At 52.0% G+C, this 17,969-nt stretch carries 13 protein-coding genes and 7 tRNA genes; 2 read left to right on the top strand and 18 right to left on the bottom strand.

Features of this window, described 5'->3' with window-relative positions; all coding sequences use genetic code 11:
- The 6 genes from gltI to miaB all read right to left on the bottom strand — a co-directional run bounded on the left by gltI (position 1) and on the right by miaB (position 7,019).
- Positions 1-909, bottom strand: a complete 909-nt coding sequence (gene gltI / locus SK33_RS16530) for a glutamate/aspartate ABC transporter substrate-binding protein GltI (protein ID WP_048219328.1) — start codon at positions 907-909, stop codon at positions 1-3.
- A gap of 356 nt (positions 910-1,265) precedes the next feature.
- A complete protein-coding gene (gene lnt, locus SK33_RS16525; protein ID WP_048219326.1) occupies positions 1,266-2,804 on the bottom strand; it encodes an apolipoprotein N-acyltransferase in 1,539 nt (512 codons plus the stop codon).
- Between the two features lie 24 nt (positions 2,805-2,828).
- A complete protein-coding gene (corC, locus tag SK33_RS16520; protein ID WP_003022770.1) occupies positions 2,829-3,707 on the bottom strand; it encodes a CNNM family magnesium/cobalt transport protein CorC in 879 nt (292 codons plus the stop codon).
- 158 nt (positions 3,708-3,865) lie between these two features.
- Positions 3,866-4,339, bottom strand: coding sequence for an rRNA maturation RNase YbeY (gene ybeY, locus SK33_RS16515; RefSeq protein ID WP_003022773.1), 474 nt, complete (start codon positions 4,337-4,339; stop codon positions 3,866-3,868).
- Positions 4,336-5,382 carry a PhoH family protein gene (locus SK33_RS16510; RefSeq protein ID WP_003022776.1) on the bottom strand — a complete coding sequence of 349 codons (1,047 nt, stop codon included), beginning with the start codon at positions 5,380-5,382 and terminating at the stop codon, positions 4,336-4,338. Before SK33_RS16510 ends, ybeY begins: the two co-directional genes overlap by 4 nt.
- Positions 5,383-5,588: 206 nt before the next feature.
- The gene (miaB, locus tag SK33_RS16505) at positions 5,589-7,019 is read right to left on the bottom strand and encodes a tRNA (N6-isopentenyl adenosine(37)-C2)-methylthiotransferase MiaB (RefSeq protein WP_048219325.1); all 1,431 of its coding nucleotides are present in this window, start codon (positions 7,017-7,019) and stop codon (positions 5,589-5,591) included.
- A gap of 145 nt (positions 7,020-7,164) precedes the next feature.
- On the opposite strand from miaB, the gene ubiF reads away from it, so the two are divergent.
- Positions 7,165-8,340 (top strand): 3-demethoxyubiquinol 3-hydroxylase, encoded by a 1,176-nt coding sequence (ubiF, locus tag SK33_RS16500; RefSeq protein WP_003022782.1) that lies wholly within the window; start codon positions 7,165-7,167, stop codon positions 8,338-8,340.
- Between the two features lie 120 nt (positions 8,341-8,460).
- Here the strand turns inward: ubiF and SK33_RS16495 are convergent.
- The 12 genes from SK33_RS16495 to nagB form a co-directional block, all read right to left on the bottom strand.
- Positions 8,461-8,535 (bottom strand) — tRNA-Gln (locus SK33_RS16495).
- A 36-nt stretch (positions 8,536-8,571) separates the two neighbouring features.
- A tRNA-Gln gene (locus tag SK33_RS16490) sits at positions 8,572-8,646 on the bottom strand.
- A 43-nt stretch (positions 8,647-8,689) separates the two neighbouring features.
- Positions 8,690-8,766, bottom strand: a tRNA-Met gene (locus SK33_RS16485).
- A 21-nt stretch (positions 8,767-8,787) separates the two neighbouring features.
- Positions 8,788-8,862, bottom strand: a tRNA-Gln gene (locus tag SK33_RS16480).
- 37 nt (positions 8,863-8,899) lie between these two features.
- Positions 8,900-8,974, bottom strand: a tRNA-Gln gene (locus tag SK33_RS16475).
- A gap of 23 nt (positions 8,975-8,997) precedes the next feature.
- Positions 8,998-9,082, bottom strand: a tRNA-Leu gene (locus SK33_RS16470).
- A gap of 9 nt (positions 9,083-9,091) precedes the next feature.
- Positions 9,092-9,168: transfer RNA gene (locus SK33_RS16465), tRNA-Met, on the bottom strand.
- Positions 9,169-9,392: 224 nt separating this feature from the next.
- A complete protein-coding gene (gene asnB / locus SK33_RS16460) occupies positions 9,393-11,057 on the bottom strand; it encodes an asparagine synthase B (protein WP_003847376.1) in 1,665 nt (554 codons plus the stop codon).
- 299 nt (positions 11,058-11,356) lie between these two features.
- Complete coding sequence (gene nagD, locus SK33_RS16455; RefSeq protein ID WP_003022792.1) at positions 11,357-12,109, bottom strand: ribonucleotide monophosphatase NagD; 753 nt, start codon at positions 12,107-12,109, stop codon at positions 11,357-11,359.
- 166 nt (positions 12,110-12,275) lie between these two features.
- On the bottom strand, positions 12,276-13,496 hold the full coding sequence (gene nagC / locus SK33_RS16450) for a DNA-binding transcriptional regulator NagC (protein ID WP_003022796.1): 1,221 nt from the start codon (positions 13,494-13,496) through the stop codon (positions 12,276-12,278).
- Positions 13,497-13,504: 8 nt separating this feature from the next.
- Positions 13,505-14,653 carry an N-acetylglucosamine-6-phosphate deacetylase gene (gene nagA, locus SK33_RS16445; RefSeq protein ID WP_003022800.1) on the bottom strand — a complete coding sequence of 383 codons (1,149 nt, stop codon included), beginning with the start codon at positions 14,651-14,653 and terminating at the stop codon, positions 13,505-13,507.
- Between the two features lie 60 nt (positions 14,654-14,713).
- Positions 14,714-15,514: a glucosamine-6-phosphate deaminase gene (nagB, locus tag SK33_RS16440; protein ID WP_003022803.1), complete on the bottom strand. Its 801-nt coding sequence runs from the start codon at positions 15,512-15,514 to the stop codon at positions 14,714-14,716.
- Positions 15,515-15,856: 342 nt separating this feature from the next.
- Between nagB and nagE the strand changes: the two genes are divergently transcribed.
- Entirely contained in the window at positions 15,857-17,806 is a 1,950-nt protein-coding gene (gene nagE / locus SK33_RS16435) for a PTS N-acetyl glucosamine transporter subunit IIABC (RefSeq protein WP_048219323.1), read from the top strand.
- Positions 17,807-17,969 lie beyond the last annotated feature (163 nt).

Genomic DNA, 17,969 nt, shown 5'->3' with positions numbered 1-17,969 from the left:
TTAGTTAAGCGCTTTATCATTCGGTTCTTTGAACAGGGCTTTCATCTCGTCTGACAGTTCGAAATTCATGTTCAGGTTCTTCGGTGGAATTGGATTTTTAAACCACTTATCAAACCATTTCTCAGCTTCGCCTGAGGTCTGCGCCTTGGCGATAGTGTCGTCCATCAGCTTTTTGAACTCAGGGTCATCTTTACGCAGCATGCAGCCGTAGGCTTCCTGAGATTGCGGCTTGCCAACGATCTCCCAGTTGTCTGGTTTCTTCGCTTTCGCGCGTTCGCCAGCCAGCAGGGCGTCATCCATCATAAAGGCAACGGCGCGACCGCTTTCCAGAGTACGGAAAGAGTCACCATGGTCTTTCGCGCTGATGATGCGCATATCCATTTTTTGTTCTTCGTTCAGCTTGTGCAGCAGCACTTCTGAGGTGGTACCTGAAGTCACGACCACGGCTTTGCCTTTCAGGTCAGCGAAATCTTTGACGTCGCCGCCTTTTTTCGCCAGCAGACGGGTACCGACAACGAAAATGGTGTCAGAGAAGGCTGCTTGTTTCTGGCGCTCGACGTTGTTGGTGGTGGATCCACATTCAAAGTCGAAGGTGCCGTTTTGCAGCAGCGGGATACGGTTTTGTGAAGTAATCGGGATCAGTTTTACCTGCAGATCGGGCTTGTTCAGCTTTTTCTTCACCGCTTCAACGATCGCGTTGGAGTAATCCTGTGAATAACCGACCACTTTTTGCTGATTATCGTAGTAAGAAAACGGTACCGATGATTCACGGTGACCGACAACGATCACGCCATTTTTGGCGATCTTATCCAGCGTGCTGCCTGCCACGGGTGCTGCGTCTTCTGCGTGCGCCAGACCGGCGGACATTCCCATGACCAGCATGGCAGTGGCGAGCTTACGTAATTGCATATCCAACTCCTTTATCGTCTGCGCCAGGGACGCATTGATACCCATTGTGATGTTGTTATTGTTTGCTACTAAAACGTGCAGTCTTGTATGTGTTTGTTAACATTTAGTTTGGATGAATGTAAAGAATTTGCTGTGTTATTGTTTATTTTTGCGAAGTGCGCCGCACCATTTGGGGGCAAAAATATCTTGTTGCACTTTTCAGGTGCTACCGGCGCTCAACTTTGGTGCGACCAGGTTGCACATTCAGCCAAAACTGCGTTTGCCTTGTAGAACAAAGCAATAGACGTGCCAGAATGGGATGTGGGAAATGTTTGTGGGCCGGATAAGCGAGGCGTTATCCGGCCGGGGAAGGAAGGTTACTTACGACGTTGACGCAGGCTCATGACCACCGCACCAAAGCCAAACAGCGCGGTCAGCAGCCAGAGCGGCCAGTTACCGGTACGGGCATAAGGGGTCAGGCCCGTGGTTGGCGTCACGCTGGTGGTCAGAACCTGACGGGTAAACTGCGGGATCATCGCCTGAATCTCACCCTGAGGACCAATCACCGCTGTAATACCGTTGTTGGTGCTACGCAGCAGAGGGCGCGCCAGCTCAAGGGAACGCATCCGCGCCATCTGGAAGTGCTGCCACGGGCCAATGGACTTACCAAACCAGGCATCGTTGGAGATAGTCAGCAGGTAGTCCGTATCCGGACGGAAGTTATCCCGAACCTGTTCGCCAAGAATGACTTCGTAGCAGATGGCAGCCGTCAGCTTAAAGCCGTGCGCATGCAGCTGTGGCTGCACATAAGGCCCGCGGCTGAACGAAGACATTGGCAGGTCAAAGAACGGCGCTAACGGGCGCAGGATCGATTCCAGTGGGACAAACTCGCCAAAAGGTACCAAATGGTTTTTATTGTAGCGGTTGCTGGAATCGTAGCTGTACGGACTGTCTTTACCCAACGTGATGATGGTGTTGTAGGTGTCGTAACGATTCTGTTTGTTCAGACGCGCGTCCACGATACCGGTAATCAGTGTGCTGTTTTTCGATTTCAGCAGGTCATCCATCATGCTCAGAAAACGCTGTTGGTTAATTTCCAGATCCGGAATAGCAGATTCTGGCCAGATGATTAGCTGTGATTTGCCCATCTCGGGTTGGGTGGCGTCGAGATAAATCTTCAGGGTGTTGAGTAACTGACCTTCATCCCATTTAAGCGACTGCGGAATGTCGCCCTGCACCATCGAGACCTGGGTGGTTTTTTCCGGCTCAAGCGTGTACCACTGGATATAGCGCAGTGGAAAAGGCAGAGCAAAGAGCACGAGTGCGGCAACCAGCGGCTTCCAGTTACGTCTCACCAGCGCCAGCGCCAACAGGCCGCTAACCATCATCAGCAGGAAGTTAATCGCCTCAACGCCCATTACCGGCGCCAGCCCCTTTAACGGACCGTCGATCTGGCTATAACCGAACTGCAACCACGGGAAGCCGGTCAGTACCCAACCGCGCAGGAATTCCGTGATTTGCCAGACTACCGGCGCGGCAATTGCCACCCGCAGCCAGGTGGTTTTCGGCCACAAGCGCGCCAACACGCCGGCAAACAGACCGGTGTAGAGGGAAAGGTATGCGGCAAGCAGAACCACGAGGAAAATGTTAACCGGGCCGGGCATACCGCCAAACTGCGCGATACTGACGTAAACCCAGTTGATGCCTGAGCCAAACAGTCCCAGTCCCCAGAAGTAGCCGATAGCGGCAGACTGGAGCGGACGGCGGTTGAAGGTGAGAGCCTGCAGGCCCATCAGCGAAACAATCGCAGCGGGCCAGATGTCATACGGTGAGAAAGCCAGTGTCCCGCAGGCACCGAATAATAACGCCAGCAGCAGGCGAATGCGCTGGCGTTCAATTAATGGGGCAAATGCCATGTAGTCTTAGATCCAGTTTCGGGTTTATTCGTCCAGTTTTGGCTGGGGTGAGTCGTCCGGAATTCTGACATGAACCTGAATAATACGGCGGCTGTCGGCCATTGCCACTTTAAACTGGTAACCATCAATGTCGATAGTTTCCCCACGCGCGGGCAGATGACCAAAGGCCTGCATGACCAGCCCGCCAATGGTATCGACTTCTTCGTCGCTAAAGTGGGTCCCAAAAGCTTCGTTGAAGTCTTCAATCGGCGCCAGCGCGCGAATAGTCCAGGTGTGGCGACTGAGCTGACGGAAATCAATATCGTCTTCTTCGTCGTACTCATCTTCAATTTCACCGACAATCAGTTCAAGGATGTCCTCAATGGTCACCAGACCTGAGACACCGCCAAACTCGTCGATGACGATAGCCATATGATAACGCTGGGAGCGGAACTCTTTCAGCATGCGGTCAACCCGCTTGCTTTCAGGTACGACAACCGCCTGGCGTAACACTTTCTCCATGCTGAAGGCTTCGGCATCGCTGCGCATAAACGGCAGCAAATCTTTGGCCATCAGAATCCCTTCAATGTGATCCTTGTCTTCGCTAATCACCGGGAAACGCGAGTGAGCAGACTCGATAATGACATCGAGACATTCGTCCAGGGTCTGGTTGCGTTTCAGGGTAATCATCTGAGAGCGAGGGATCATGATGTCGCGCACGCGTTGGTCCGCAATATCCATTACCCCTTCGAGCATATCGCGCGTATCTTCATCGATAAGGTCGTTTTGCCCGGAATCACGGATCAGCTCCAACAGTTCGTCGCGGTTTTTCGGTTCACCGTGGAAAAGTTGGCTCAGTAACAGGGAAAAAAATCCCTTTTTGCTGTTTAAGGTGTCACTACTGTGTGAATTGTCGTCGCTCATGGCGTCGTATGGGTTCTCATGTTAGTTAATACAAAGCGCGTCATGCGTTTACTCAGCTGATGACGGCATGTTTTGCCTGATGGCGCTACGCTTATCAGGCCTACGAAAGGCATGAATGTAGGCCGGATAAGGCGCAAGCGCCGCCATCCGGCAAGCTACTATTCTGCAATCTTCTCGGCAATGTACGGATCCTCATAGCCCAGAGCAAGCATAATCTCTGTTTCGAGGGATTCCATTTCTTCCGCTTCATCGTCTTCGATATGGTCGTAGCCGAGTAAATGCAAGCTTCCGTGCACCACCATGTGCGCCCAGTGGGCCTCAAGCGGCTTACCTTGTTCCTGCGCTTCTTTCTCGACGACCTGACGGCAGATGATCAAATCACCCAGCAGCGGCATCTCAATGCCCGGCGGGGCTTCAAACGGGAAAGAGAGCACGTTGGTGGATTTATCTTTCCCGCGATAGGTCAGGTTGAGCTCATGGCTTTCCGCGTCATCGACCAGACGAATGGTTACTTCAGACTCTTCCTGAAACTGCGGGATCACCGCATCCAGCCACCCCTGAAACTGACTTTCTGTGGGTAAACCGGATTCGTCTTCACATGCCAGCTGTAAATCGAGAATAACCTGACTCATTTTTGTTCCTGCTCCTGAGCTTCGCGCTTGCGTTCTGCAGCCTGCTCGGCTTTACGTTTCTGTTCTGCTTCTTCCCAGGCTTCATACGCCGTGACGATACGAGCCACCACCGGATGGCGAACCACGTCTTCGCTATGGAAGAAATTAAAACTAATCTCGTCGACCTCAGCCAGTACTTCAATGGCATGACGCAGACCGGACTTGGTGCTACGTGGCAGGTCAATCTGGGTGATATCGCCGGTGATAACCGCTTTGGAGTTAAAGCCGATACGGGTCAGAAACATTTTCATCTGTTCGATGGTGGTGTTCTGGCTCTCATCAAGAATGATGAACGCATCGTTTAACGTACGGCCACGCATATAGGCCAGCGGCGCAACTTCAATGACGTTACGTTCAATCAGCTTTTCAACCTTCTCAAAACCGAGCATTTCGAACAGCGCGTCATACAGCGGTCGTAAATAGGGATCGACTTTCTGGCTGAGATCACCCGGCAGGAATCCCAGTTTTTCGCCCGCTTCCACTGCCGGACGGGTCAGCAGAATACGACGGATCTCCTGACGCTCAAGCGCATCAACCGCAGCGGCAACGGCGAGATACGTTTTACCCGTACCCGCAGGGCCAACGCCAAAGGTGATGTCGTGGTCGAGGATATTTGCAATGTACTGTGCCTGGTTCGGCGTACGCGGCTTAATTACTCCGCGCTTGGTCTTGATGTTCACCGCTTTGCCAAATTCAGGCACGCTGTCTGCGCTTTGCTCAAGCACACGCGCTTCTTTGATCGCCAGATGAATTTGTTCAGGCTCGATGTCCTGCGTCTGACCGCGCATTGGGGCGGTATCGACGTACAGACTACGTAAAATATCTGCCGCAGCGGTGACGCAAATTGGGCGGCCGGTCAGTTTAAAGTGGTTATCACGGCGGTTAATTTCGATGCCGAGGCGACGTTCCAGCTGTTTGATGTTGTCATCAAATGGGCCGCAAAGGCTCAACAGGCGGGCGTTGTCTGCGGGTTCAAGGGTGATTTCGCGAGTGTCTATGTTCAAACTGTTCCTCTTATGCATGTCTCGCCGGACGCTGAACATTTACCGGCATCTAAGGAAATTATTCACGCCATGGGGGAAAGGCGCAAGCATTGCAATAAATATGGGGATGCCAGGGCTGATTACAAGGCCCGTCGGGACAGCGAGCCCAGAAGTGTAGGCCCGATAAGTGTAGCGGTATCGGGCCTTTTTTACGTCTTTCAGCAGGATTAAGGCTGATAAATACCAACACCCAGATCGTTTTCTTTGCGGGTACGCGCAATGACCGATTCAGGGGATTCTGCGATGCGCAGGCCCATTTCGTCTTCGGTACGCACCACTTTGCCGCGCAGGGAATTCGTCCAGACATCGGTAATTTCAACATCCACAAACTTACCGACCATATCCGGGGTACCTTCAAAGTTCACCACGCGGTTATTTTCGGTACGCCCTGACAGTTCCATAATGCTCTTACGCGATGTGCCTTCAACCAGGATGCGCTGGATCGTACCAACCATACGACGGCTCCAGGCCATAGCTTGCTGGTTGATACGCTCCTGTAGAATGTACAGACGCTGTTTCTTCTCTTCTTCTGGTACGTCATCAACCATATCGGCGGCAGGGGTGCCAGGACGCGCAGAGAAGATAAAGCTGTAGCTCATGTCAAAATTGACGTCAGCGATCAGCTTCATGGTCTGCTCGAAATCCTGCGTGGTTTCACCTGGGAAGCCAACGATGAAGTCGGAGCTAATCTGGATATCTGGACGCGCAGCGCGCAGTTTGCGGATGATCGCTTTGTATTCCAGCGCCGTGTGGGTACGTCCCATCAGGTTCAATACGCGGTCTGAGCCGCTCTGTACCGGCAGGTGCAGGAAGCTCACCAGCTCTGGCGTATCGCGATAAACTTCAACGATATCATCGGTGAATTCGATCGGATGGCTGGTGGTGAAGCGGATACGATCAATGCCGTCGATCGCTGCTACCAGACGCAGCAGATCGGCAAAGGATCCGATCGTGCCGTCGTAGTTTTCACCACGCCAGGCGTTCACGTTTTGCCCCAGCAGGTTCACTTCACGCACGCCTTGGGCTGCCAGTTGGGCGATTTCAAACAGAATATCATCCGCCGGACGGCTGACTTCCTCACCGCGGGTGTAGGGAACCACGCAGTAAGTACAATATTTATTACAACCTTCCATGATGGACACAAACGCGCTTGGACCTTCAGCACGCGGTTCCGGCAGGCGGTCGAACTTTTCGATCTCCGGGAAACTGATATCAACCACCGGGCTACGGGTCGTGCTTCCACGCACTTTGTTGATCATTTCCGGCAGGCGATGCAGCGTTTGCGGCCCAAAAATAATATCGACGTAATGCGCGCGCTGGCGAATATGATCGCCTTCCTGAGACGCAACACAGCCACCGACCCCAATGATGAGCTTGGGATTTTTCTCTTTTAACAGTTTCCAGCGGCCCAGTTGATGGAACACTTTCTCCTGAGCCTTCTCACGGATTGAGCAGGTATTCAGCAGCAGCACATCCGCTTCTTCCGCCACGTCAGTCAGTTGATACCCATGAGTGGCATCCAGCAGATCGGCCATCTTCGATGAATCGTATTCGTTCATCTGACAGCCCCAGGTTTTAATATGGAGTTTTTTGGTCATCGACTTGCTCTTGCGAAATTGTGGCTGAAATGCAGGGCGCATAGTGTACTGCTTTGGCGCGGTTGTGACCAGTATGACGGATGTCAGCCTCAAGGGGTAAAAAATCCTGTAAACTTACACAATACATGTAACTGGAAAATTGACCATGACAAATCAACCAACGGAAATTGCCATTGTCGGCGGGGGGATGGTCGGCGGCGCGCTGGCGCTGGGACTGGCGCAGCATGGATTTTCGGTAACGGTGATTGAACATGCCGCTCCTGCGCCGTTTGTTGCTGGCGGACAGCCTGATGTCAGAATTTCGGCCATTAGCTCCGCCTCCGTGTCGTTGCTGAAAGGGCTGGGCGTCTGGGATACGGTTCAGGGAATGCGTAGCCATCCTTACCGTCGTCTGGAAACATGGGAATGGGAAAATGCCCATGTGATGTTTGATGCCGCCGAGCTTAAGCTGCCTCTGTTGGGCTATATGGTGGAGAACACGGTCCTGCAACAGGCGCTCTGGCAGGCGCTGGAAGTTCACCCTAAAGTTACGCTGCGCGTGCCGGCGTCGCTTCTCTCTTTGCATCAACATCACGATCGGCATGAACTTGAACTGGCAGACGGTGAAAAAATCAGCGCGAAGCTGGTTATCGGCGCGGATGGTGCCAATTCTCAGGTGCGGAAAATGGCCGGGATTGGCATTCATGCCTGGCAGTATGCGCAGTCCTGTATGTTGATTACCGTGCAATGCGAGCATTCGCCGGGAGACAGCACCTGGCAGCAATTTACCCCTGACGGTCCGCGCGCGTTTTTACCGTTGTTCGATAACTGGGCCTCGCTGGTGTGGTACGACTCACCAGCTCGCATCCGCCAATTGCAAGCGCTAAATATGCCGCAACTGCAGGCGGAGATCGCTAAACATTTCCCTTCACGACTCGGTAACGTTACGCCTGTGGCGGCGGGGGCATTCCCACTTACGCGTCGTCATGCGCTGCAGTATGTGCAACCGGGGCTGGCGTTGGTAGGTGATGCCGCGCATACCATTCACCCACTGGCGGGGCAGGGCGTTAATCTGGGTTTTCGTGATGTCGATGCGTTGATTGATGTGCTGGTGAATGCGCGTAGCTACGGTGAATCCTGGGCCAGTCAGCCGGTGCTCAAGCGTTATCAGAATCGCCGTATGACTGACAATTTCATCATGCAAAGCGGTATGGATCTGTTCTACGCCGGATTCAGCAATAACCTGCAGCCGCTGCGCATCATGCGTAATCTCGGGCTCATGGCCGCAGAGCGCGCTGGCGTACTGAAACGTCAGGCACTGAAGTATGCGTTAGGGTTGTAGCTCGAGTGGTGCCTGATGGCGCTACGCTTATCAGGCCTACAAGTCATGTAGGCTTGGTAAGTCTTGCCATCACCCGACGTTAGAAAAGCAAAAAGCTCGCCGAAGCGAGCTTTTTTAATATGGCTGGGGTACGAGGATTCGAACCTCGGAATGCTGGTATCAGAAACCAGAGCCTTACCGCTTGGCGATACCCCAACGGGTGCACCCACAAAGTGGACGACTTTTTGAAATTGGCTGGGGTACGAGGATTCGAACCTCGGAATGCTGGTATCAGAAACCAGAGCCTTACCGCTTGGCGATACCCCAACAATTTTTTGGATTTACCGAACGAGTCGATACGTCCTTAATATGGTGGCTACGACGGGATTCGAACCTGTGACCCCATCATTATGAGTGATGTGCTCTAACCAGCTGAGCTACGTAGCCAGATACTATCATATTCTTCGATGGCTGGGGTACCTGGATTCGAACCAGGGAATGCCGGTATCAAAAACCGGTGCCTTACCGCTTGGCGATACCCCAATGACCGTTGCGGTGAACCGCTATATCGAAGAAAAAATGGCTGGGGTACCTGGATTCGAACCAGGGAATGCCGGTATCAAAAACCGGTGCCTTACCGCTTGGCGATACCCCATCCGTGCAACGCTTACGGGTGAATGGTGCGGGAGGCGAGACTTGAACTCGCACACCTTGCGGCGCCAGAACCTAAATCTGGTGCGTCTACCAATTTCGCCACTCCCGCAAAAAAAGATGGTGGCTACGACGGGATTCGAACCTGTGACCCCATCATTATGAGTGATGTGCTCTAACCAGCTGAGCTACGTAGCCATCTTTTTTTTCGCGTAACCTTATCGGCGTTGCGGGGCGCATTATGCGTATTGAGCCTTGAAGCGTCAACCCCTTTTTCATTGAAAATAGCTGGAATGTGACTGTTTGGTTAGGTTGCGAACAGCATGACGCAATATTCGGCAATTATTAGTTATTAATTGTTTTTTTGCACAGAAAACAGACATAAAAAAAGAGCCCCGCAGGGCCCTTTTCTAAGGATTAACTTATTTATAAGCGGACTGGTGTACGCCAACCGCACGACCAGACGGATCGTTCATGGTTTTAAACGCTTCATCCCATTCGATCGCTTTAGCGGAAGAACAGGCTACAGACGGTCCGCCAGGTACGCATTCCGCAGCGCTCGCAACCGGGAACAACTCTTCGAAAATCTCACGGTACAAATACGCTTCTTTAGATGATGGCGTGTTGTATGGGAAACGGAAGCTGGCGGTTTCCAGTTGTTGGTCAGAAACTTGTTCAGCAGCGACTTCTTTCAGTGTATCAATCCAGCTGTAACCAACACCGTCAGAGAACTGCTCTTTCTGACGCCATGCGACGCTTGCCGGCAGGTAGGACTCAAAACATTCGCGCAGAACGTGTTTTTCCATTTTGCCGTTGCCGCACATTTTGTCCTGCGGGTTGATGCGCATCGCCACATCAAGGAATTTCTTATCCAGAAACGGCACGCGTGCCTCCACGCCCCAGGCTGACATCGCTTTGTTGGCACGGGCGCAGTCGAACATATGCAGTGCCTGCAGCTTGCGCACGGTTTCTTCGTGCAGTTCTTTTGCATTTGGCGCTTTGTGGAAATAGAGATAACCGCCAAATACTTCGTCCGAACCTTCGCCCGACAGCACCATTTTAATGCCCATCGCTTTAATTTTACGCGACATTAAGTACATTGGCGTCGAGGCGCGAATCGTCGTGACATCGTAAGTTTCGATGTGATAAATCACGTCGCGGATCGCATCCAGACCCTCCTGCACGGTGAAGTGGATCTCGTGGTGCACGGTACCCAAATGGTTCGCCACCTCTTGTGCAGCTTTCAGATCAGGAGCGCCTTCCAGGCCGACGGCGAAGGAGTGCAGCTGTGGCCACCAGGCTTCGCTACGTTCCTGATCTTCAACACGGCGTGCCGCGTATTTTTTAGTGATCGCGGAAATGACGGATGAATCCAGACCGCCGGACAGCAGTACTCCATAAGGAACATCTGACATCAGGTGGCTTTTCACCGCATCTTCCAGCGCCTGGCGCAGCTCGTTTTTATCGGTAACGTTGTCTTTGACTGCATCGTATTCAAACCAGTCGCGCTGGTAGTACTGACGAATTTCGCCGTCTTTACTCCATAAATAACTACCGGCCGGGAATTCTTTGATTGTGCGGCAGACAGGAACCAGCGCTTTCATTTCAGACGCAACATAGAAGTTACCGTGTTCGTCGTAACCCATATACAGCGGGATGATCCCAATATGATCGCGACCGATCAGATAAGCGTCCTGCTCGCTGTCGTACAGGGCAAAAGCAAACATGCCTTGCAGATCATCCAGAAACTCTGGGCCTTTTTCCTGATACAGCGCGAGGATAACTTCGCAGTCGGAACCGGTCTGGAACTGATAGCGATCGCCGTACTCAGCGCGCAGCGCCTGGTGGTTATAAATTTCACCGTTAACCGCCAGGATATGCGTTTTCTTCACGTTGTACAGCGGCTGAGCACCGGCGTTGACGTCGACGATGGACAGACGTTCGTGTGCCAGAATGGCGTTATCACTGGCGTAAATACCCGACCAGTCCGGGCCGCGATGGCGCATCAGACGAGACAATTCCAGGGCTTTTTTACGCAGTTCAACTGCGTCAGTTTTAATATCGAATACGCCAAAAATAGAACACATAACCTTCTCCGTTAACCTGTTGCGTGATGCTTTTTATGTTTGCTTGATAAAGAAAATGCCGCAAAGCGGGAGAGGGCGCAAGCGAATTGCGGGTCAGAAAATAAAAAATGCAATGGTCATTGTGGATTGGTGAAAAAAGATTACAGAATAGACGTGTTTATTGATGAATCGACAGTTTTATGGCGGTTTTATTGAATGGAGAGACTTCGTGGGGCGGATAAGGCGATGACGCCGCCATCCGGCAATAACGCTGCAAAATTGCCGAATAAGATGAACTCATGTCTTATCCGGCCTGCGAATCAAATCACATCAATTTCAGCAACAGACGGGTAAATCCAGCTTGGTCTGAACGGCATGTTGTCAATATCATCGAGCTTGGATACGCCAGACAGTACCAGGATAGTTTCCAGACCCGCCTGAAAACCTGCCAGAATATCGGTGCGCAGGTTGTCGCCAACAATGACGGTTTCTTCTGAGTGCGCCTGCATTTTGTTGAGCGCCGCGCGAATAATCCACGGGCTGGGTTTGCCGACATAAAATGGTTTACGACCTGAGATCTTCTCAATACCGGCACAGAGTGCTCCACAGGCGGGATAAAAGCCGCGACCGTGGGTATCCGGGTTAGTGGCGATAAAACGAGCGCCGTTGGCGACAAAATACGCCGCTTTATGCATCATGTCCCAGTTATAGGAACGCGTCTCGCCAACAATCACAAAATCGGGGTTCACGTCGGTAATGGTAAATCCAGCTTTATACAGTTCGTGAATTAACGCGCCTTCACCTACCACATAGGCCTTTTTTCCTTCCTGGCGACGAAGAAAATCAGCGGTAGCCATCGCGGAAGTATAAAAGACGCTATCAGGGACATTCACACCTGCGGTGGCGAAGCGGTTTGCCAGATCTTGCCCGGTCTGCGAAGGGTAGTTAGTCAGCAGGACTAACGGCAGACCTTTTTCCAGGATCCCAGTCAGAAATTCTGCCGCACCCGGTACAGCAACATTGTCGTGCATCAGCACGCCGTCGATATCACAAATTACATTCTTAATGGCCATGGACAATCCGACATTAAAAAAAGAAGGCATTACTATACACAAAATACACTACATCATTCGAGTTGCATCAAGGCGGCAAGTCTGCGAACCTCCGGAGCTTACTGAAGTAAGTGACTGGGGTGAGCAGATGCAGCTAACGCAGAGGCAGCTTGAAGGATGACGTGTATTAGCTTTCCAGCAAACGTTGCAGCAAAGTCCCGTTAAGCATTGCGCGTTTCACCAGCGCAAAGGCGCCAATGGCGGAGCGGTGATCCAGCGTGGACCGAACCACCGGTAAATTGTGGCGAAACGCCTTCAACGCCTGCGTGTTGATACAGCTTTCTATGGCAGGCAGCAGCACCTTATCCGCCTCGGTAATTTCGCCCGCAATGACGATTTTCTGCGGATTAAACAGGTTGATGGCGATAGCGATGGTTTTACCCAGATGGCGGCCAACGTGCTCGATGACTTCTGCTGCCAGATTATCGCCTTTATTCGCTGCCTTACAGATGGCTTTGATACTGCAATCATCCAGCGTGAGTCGACTTGGATAACCCTGCTTCAGTAAGTTCTGCACGCGATGTTCAATAGAAGCATTGGCGGCAATGGTTTCCAGACAGCCGAAATTACCGCAGTGACAGCGTTCACCCAGCGGCTCAACCTGAATATGACCAATCTCACCGACGTTGCCATTGCGACCGATGAAAATGCGGCCATTGGAAATAATTCCCGCGCCGGTTCCGCGGTGCACTCGCACCAAAATGGAGTCTTCGCAATCCTGGCTTGCCCCGAAATAGTGCTCAGCCAGCGCCAGGCTGCGAATATCGTGACCAACAAAGCAGGTAACTTTGAAGCGTTTTTCGAGCGCTTCGACCAGTCCCCAGTTTTCGACCTGAATGTGTGGCATATAGCGGATGACGCCGCTTTCAGGATCGACAAGGCCTGGCAGGATGACAGAAATTGCGATCAGCTCGCGGATTTTTCGCTGGCAGCTCTCAATAAAGATAGCAATGGTGTTGAGCAGCGCATATTCCAGCGTTTCCTGGGTGCGCTCCGGGAGAGGGTAATGCTCTTCGGCGACCACTTTACTGCTCATATCATAGAGAGTGAGCGTCGTATCGTGACGCCCCAGGCGTACGCCAATGGCGTGGAAATTGCGGGTTTCTGTGACGATAGAGATAGCGCGGCGGCCTCCGGTGGAGGCCTGCTGATCGACTTCTTTGATCAGCCCGCGTTCGATCAACTGACGCGTAATTTTGGTTACGCTGGCGGGGGCAAGCTGGCTTTGCTCGGCAATTTGAATTCGCGAGATTGGCCCATGCTGGTCAATCAGGCGATAAACCGCCGCGCTGTTAAGCTGTTTTACGAGATCAACATTACCTATTTGAGCTTGTCCGCCTGGTGTCATTCTTTCTCTTACTCAGTAACGACCTCGTTGCCATTAACGATGGTCTTGATAATTTTAAAGTCGTGCGTGAACGCAGTCAGGTTGGCTACTTTGCCTGGCGCGATGCTGCCGAGTTGTTTGTCGACGCCAATGGCGCGAGCAGGGTAGAGCGTTGCCATGCGCAGGACTTCGTCGAGAGCGATATTCGCATGCTCGACCAGATTGCGTACACCTTCAATCATGGTTAATGATGAACCGCTCAACGTACCGTTCTCATCAACACACAGTCCATTGCGGTAGTATATTGTTTTACCAGCGAAAATGAACTGTTCAATGTTTGCACCTGCTGGCGCGGTCGCGTCGGTGACCAGGCACAGCTTGTCGCCTTTTAGGCGCTTGGCGTTACGAATGTTAACGTAGTCAACGTGCAGGCCATCGGCGATGATACCGCAGTAGATATCGGCTTCATCAAGAATTGCGCCCGCCAGACCCGGTTCACGACCGGTAATGTACGGCATCGCGTTGAACAGATGGGTCGCAAAGCTGATGCCTGCGCGGAAGCCGATTTTGGCTTCTTTGACCGTTGCATTGGAGTGACCCGCAGAAACCACGATACCGGCATTAACCAGTTTGGTGATGACCTCTACCGGGACCATTTCTGGTGCCAGTGTGACTTTGGTGATCACATCCGCATTATCGCACAGGAAATCAACCAACGCAGCGTCCGGCTGACGGACAAATCCAGGATTATGGGTACCTTTTTTCACAAGGTTCAGCCACGGGCCTTCAAGATGAAGTCCTAATGCCTGATTCGGGTGTTTCGCCAGGTATTCACGCATCACGCGAACACCCTGTTTCATCAGGTCATCGCTGGTGGTGATAAGCGTTGGCAAATAGTTGGTGCAGCCAGATTTTTCATTGGCTTTCTGCATGATTTCCAGCGTTTCAACGGTCACGGCTTCTGCCGTATCGTTAAACTGTACACCGCCGCAGCCGTTTAGCTGTACATCAATAAAACCGGGGGAAACAATGGCCCCATTCAGTGAGCGCTGTTCAATTCCTGACGGTAACTCAGCCAGTGGGCAAACGCTGTCAATCAGGCCATTGGCGACAACAATCGCATGGTCATCAAGAATTTCGTGACCGGTAAAGATCCGGCCCTGGGTTAAAGCATACATTCCGACCCCCGATTTCAAAAAATGCCGCCCTGCAACTCATCGACAGAGCGGAGACATCAATTACAGACCTTTAATATTTTCCGCTTCTAACTCGTTGAAGTATTTCAGCGTCTTCACTTTCAGTTCCATGGTGGAAGGCTCATCGCAGACCACAACGGCTTTTGGATGCAACTGCAGGCAGCTGATGGTCCACATGTGGTTAACGTTGCCTTCAACGGCGGCTTGCAGCGCCTGTGCTTTCTGGTGACCCAGAACCAGGATCATCACCTCTTCGGCATCCAGCAGGGTACCCACGCCAACGGTCAGCGCATATTTAGGCACCTGGCTTACGTCGCCGTCAAAGAAGCGTGAGTTAGCAACACGTGTGTCGTGAGTCAACGTTTTGATACGGGTACGGGAAGCCAAAGAGGAAGCCGGTTCGTTGAACGCGATGTGACCATCGTTGCCTACACCGCCCATAAACAGGTGGATTTTACCGTAAGAACGGATTTTTTCTTCATACTGACGGCATTCTGCATCAATATCCGGCGCGTTACCATTGAGGAGGTTGATGTTTTCTGCTGGAATATCAACGTGATCAAAGAAATTGCGGTGCATAAAGCTGTGGTAGCTTTCCGGATGTTCTTTCGGCAGGCCAACATATTCGTCCATATTGAAAGTAACAACATGCTTGAAGCTCACCTGGCCCGCTTTGTGCATTTCAACCAATGCTTTATAAGCTGTCAGCGGAGTACCGCCAGTCGGCAGGCCCAGAACGAACGGACGATCTGCCGTTGGTTTGAACGCGTTAATACGGTTAACGATATGGCGAGCAGCCCATTTGCCGACTTGTTCAGCGGTATTCAGGGGGATCAGTCTCATTCTTCACCTCAAAAGTAAATGTAAGCAATTGGCGGATTGAGTCTCTGTGCAGTATTAAGCGTAACCTGGTTTTGCATCGGTAAGGATCAATCCGTTTCGATTTTTTGAATGATAAAATAAGTTTTCGTAGTTAGCCAGTGGAAGGGAGGGTTAATAACGATATTTGGTGACTGAAATCACAAAAAACACGCGTTTAATTTGCGATACGAATTAATTTTTCACACACTCTGAATGTAGATGAATGGTTAATATCGTTGTTCCAGAATCTTGCTGTCAGGAATGGTCACACAATAAAAATATGGCTTCAAAGAAGCCTAATCGGGGTCTCGTAGGGGGAATAAAATGAATATTTTAGGTTTTTTCCAGCGGCTGGGTAGGGCGTTACAGCTCCCCATCGCTGTGCTGCCAGTCGCGGCACTGCTGCTGCGATTCGGCCAACCAGATTTACTTAACGTACCCTTCATCGCGCAAGCGGGTGGGGCCATCTTTGATAACCTCGCGTTAATATTTGCGATCGGTGTTGCTTCCAGCTGGTCAAAAGACAGCGCAGGTGCAGCAGCGCTGGCAGGTGCGGTCGGTTATTTCATATTGACCAAAGCAATGGTTACCATTAACCCTGCAATCAATATGGGCGTGCTGGCTGGTATCATCACCGGTCTGGTCGGCGGTGCCGTGTATAACCGCTGGTCTGGTATCAAACTGCCTGACTTCCTGAGCTTCTTTGGCGGCAAACGCTTCGTGCCGATCGCCACTGGCTTCTTCTGTCTGGTGTTGGCTGCTATCTTCGGTTACGTATGGCCACCGGTACAGAATGCCATCCATGCGGGTGGTGAGTGGATCGTGGGCGCTGGCGCGCTGGGTTCCGGTATCTTTGGTTTCATCAACCGTCTGCTGATCCCAACCGGTCTGCATCAGGTGCTGAATACTATCGCCTGGTTCCAGATTGGCGAATTTACTAATGCTGCAGGTACCGTATTCCACGGTGACATCAACCGCTTCTACGCGGGTGACGGCACTGCGGGTATGTTCATGTCTGGCTTCTTCCCGATCATGATGTTTGGTCTGCCGGGTGCGGCGCTGGCGATGTACTTCGCGGCTCCGAAAGCACGTCGTCCGATGGTTGGCGGTATGCTGCTGTCCGTTGCGATCACCGCGTTCCTGACCGGTGTTACCGAGCCGCTGGAATTCCTGTTCATGTTCCTGGCTCCGCTGCTGTACCTCCTGCACGCACTGTTAACGGGTATCAGCCTGTTCGTTGCAACACTGCTGGGGATCCACGCAGGCTTCTCCTTCTCCGCAGGTGCGATCGACTACGTGTTGATGTACAACCTGCCGGCAGCAAGCCAGAACGTCTGGATGCTGGTAGTGATGGGGCTGGTGTTCTTCATTATCTACTTTGTGTTGTTCAGCGCGGTTATTCGTATGTTTAACCTGAAAACGCCGGGCCGCGAAGATAAAGAAGACGATATCGTTACTGAAGAAGCCAACAGCAACACTGAAGAAGGTTTGGCTCAACTGGCAACCAGCTACATTGCAGCGGTTGGTGGCACTGATAACCTGAAAGCGATTGATGCCTGTATCACTCGTCTGCGTCTGACCGTTGCCGACTCCGGTCGCGTAAACGATGCGATGTGTAAACGTTTAGGAGCATCGGGTGTCGTTAAGCTGAATAAGCAAACAATTCAGGTCATCGTGGGTGCGAAAGCTGAATCCATCGGCGACGAAATGAAGAAAGTTGTCGCGCGTGGCCCGGTGGCAGCAGCGTCTGGTGAAAGTGCGCCAGCAGCAGCGGCTCCGGTAGCAAAACCGCAGGCTGTAGCGAATGCAGTCACCGTTGAAGCGCTGGTTTCTCCGATTACCGGTGACGTAGTTGCGCTGGAGCAGGTTCCTGATGAAGCCTTCGCCAGCAAAGCTGTAGGTGACGGCGTGGCGGTGAAACCAACGGATAAAATCGTGGTTGCTCCGGCTGCGGGCACCATCGTGAAAATCTTCAACACTAACCATGCGTTCTGCCTGGAAACTGTTAAAGGCGCGGAAATCGTGGTCCATATGGGCATCGACACCGTCGCGCTAGAAGGTAAAGGCTTTAAGCGTCTGGTTGAAGAAGGTGCGGAAGTTACTGCAGGCCAACCGATTCTGGAAATGGATCTGGAGTTCCTGAACGCTAACGCACGTTCTATGATAAGCCCGGTTGTGTGCAGCAACAGCGATGATTTCGGCGCTCTGGTCATTAAAGCCGAAGGTCATGTGGTTGCCGGTCAAACACCACTGTATGAGATTAAAGGTAAGTAACTGCTCCTGAGTAAAGTGAGTTAAGTGCCTTAAGCGGCGGGGGATAGTCCTCCGCCGCTTTTTTTTGCAGCAAATGCCCTCATATCTCCTGCTGAACAGCTTTTTTGTGCAACTAATAGTTGTCTCCTGACGTCGCTTATAAGATCATACTCCGTTATACGTT

This window comes from Citrobacter sp. MGH103 (assembly GCF_001034475.2).
GTDB classification, from domain to species: Bacteria; Pseudomonadota; Gammaproteobacteria; order Enterobacterales; family Enterobacteriaceae; genus Citrobacter; species Citrobacter freundii.
This window is presented reverse-complemented; position numbering and strand designations above follow the sequence as displayed.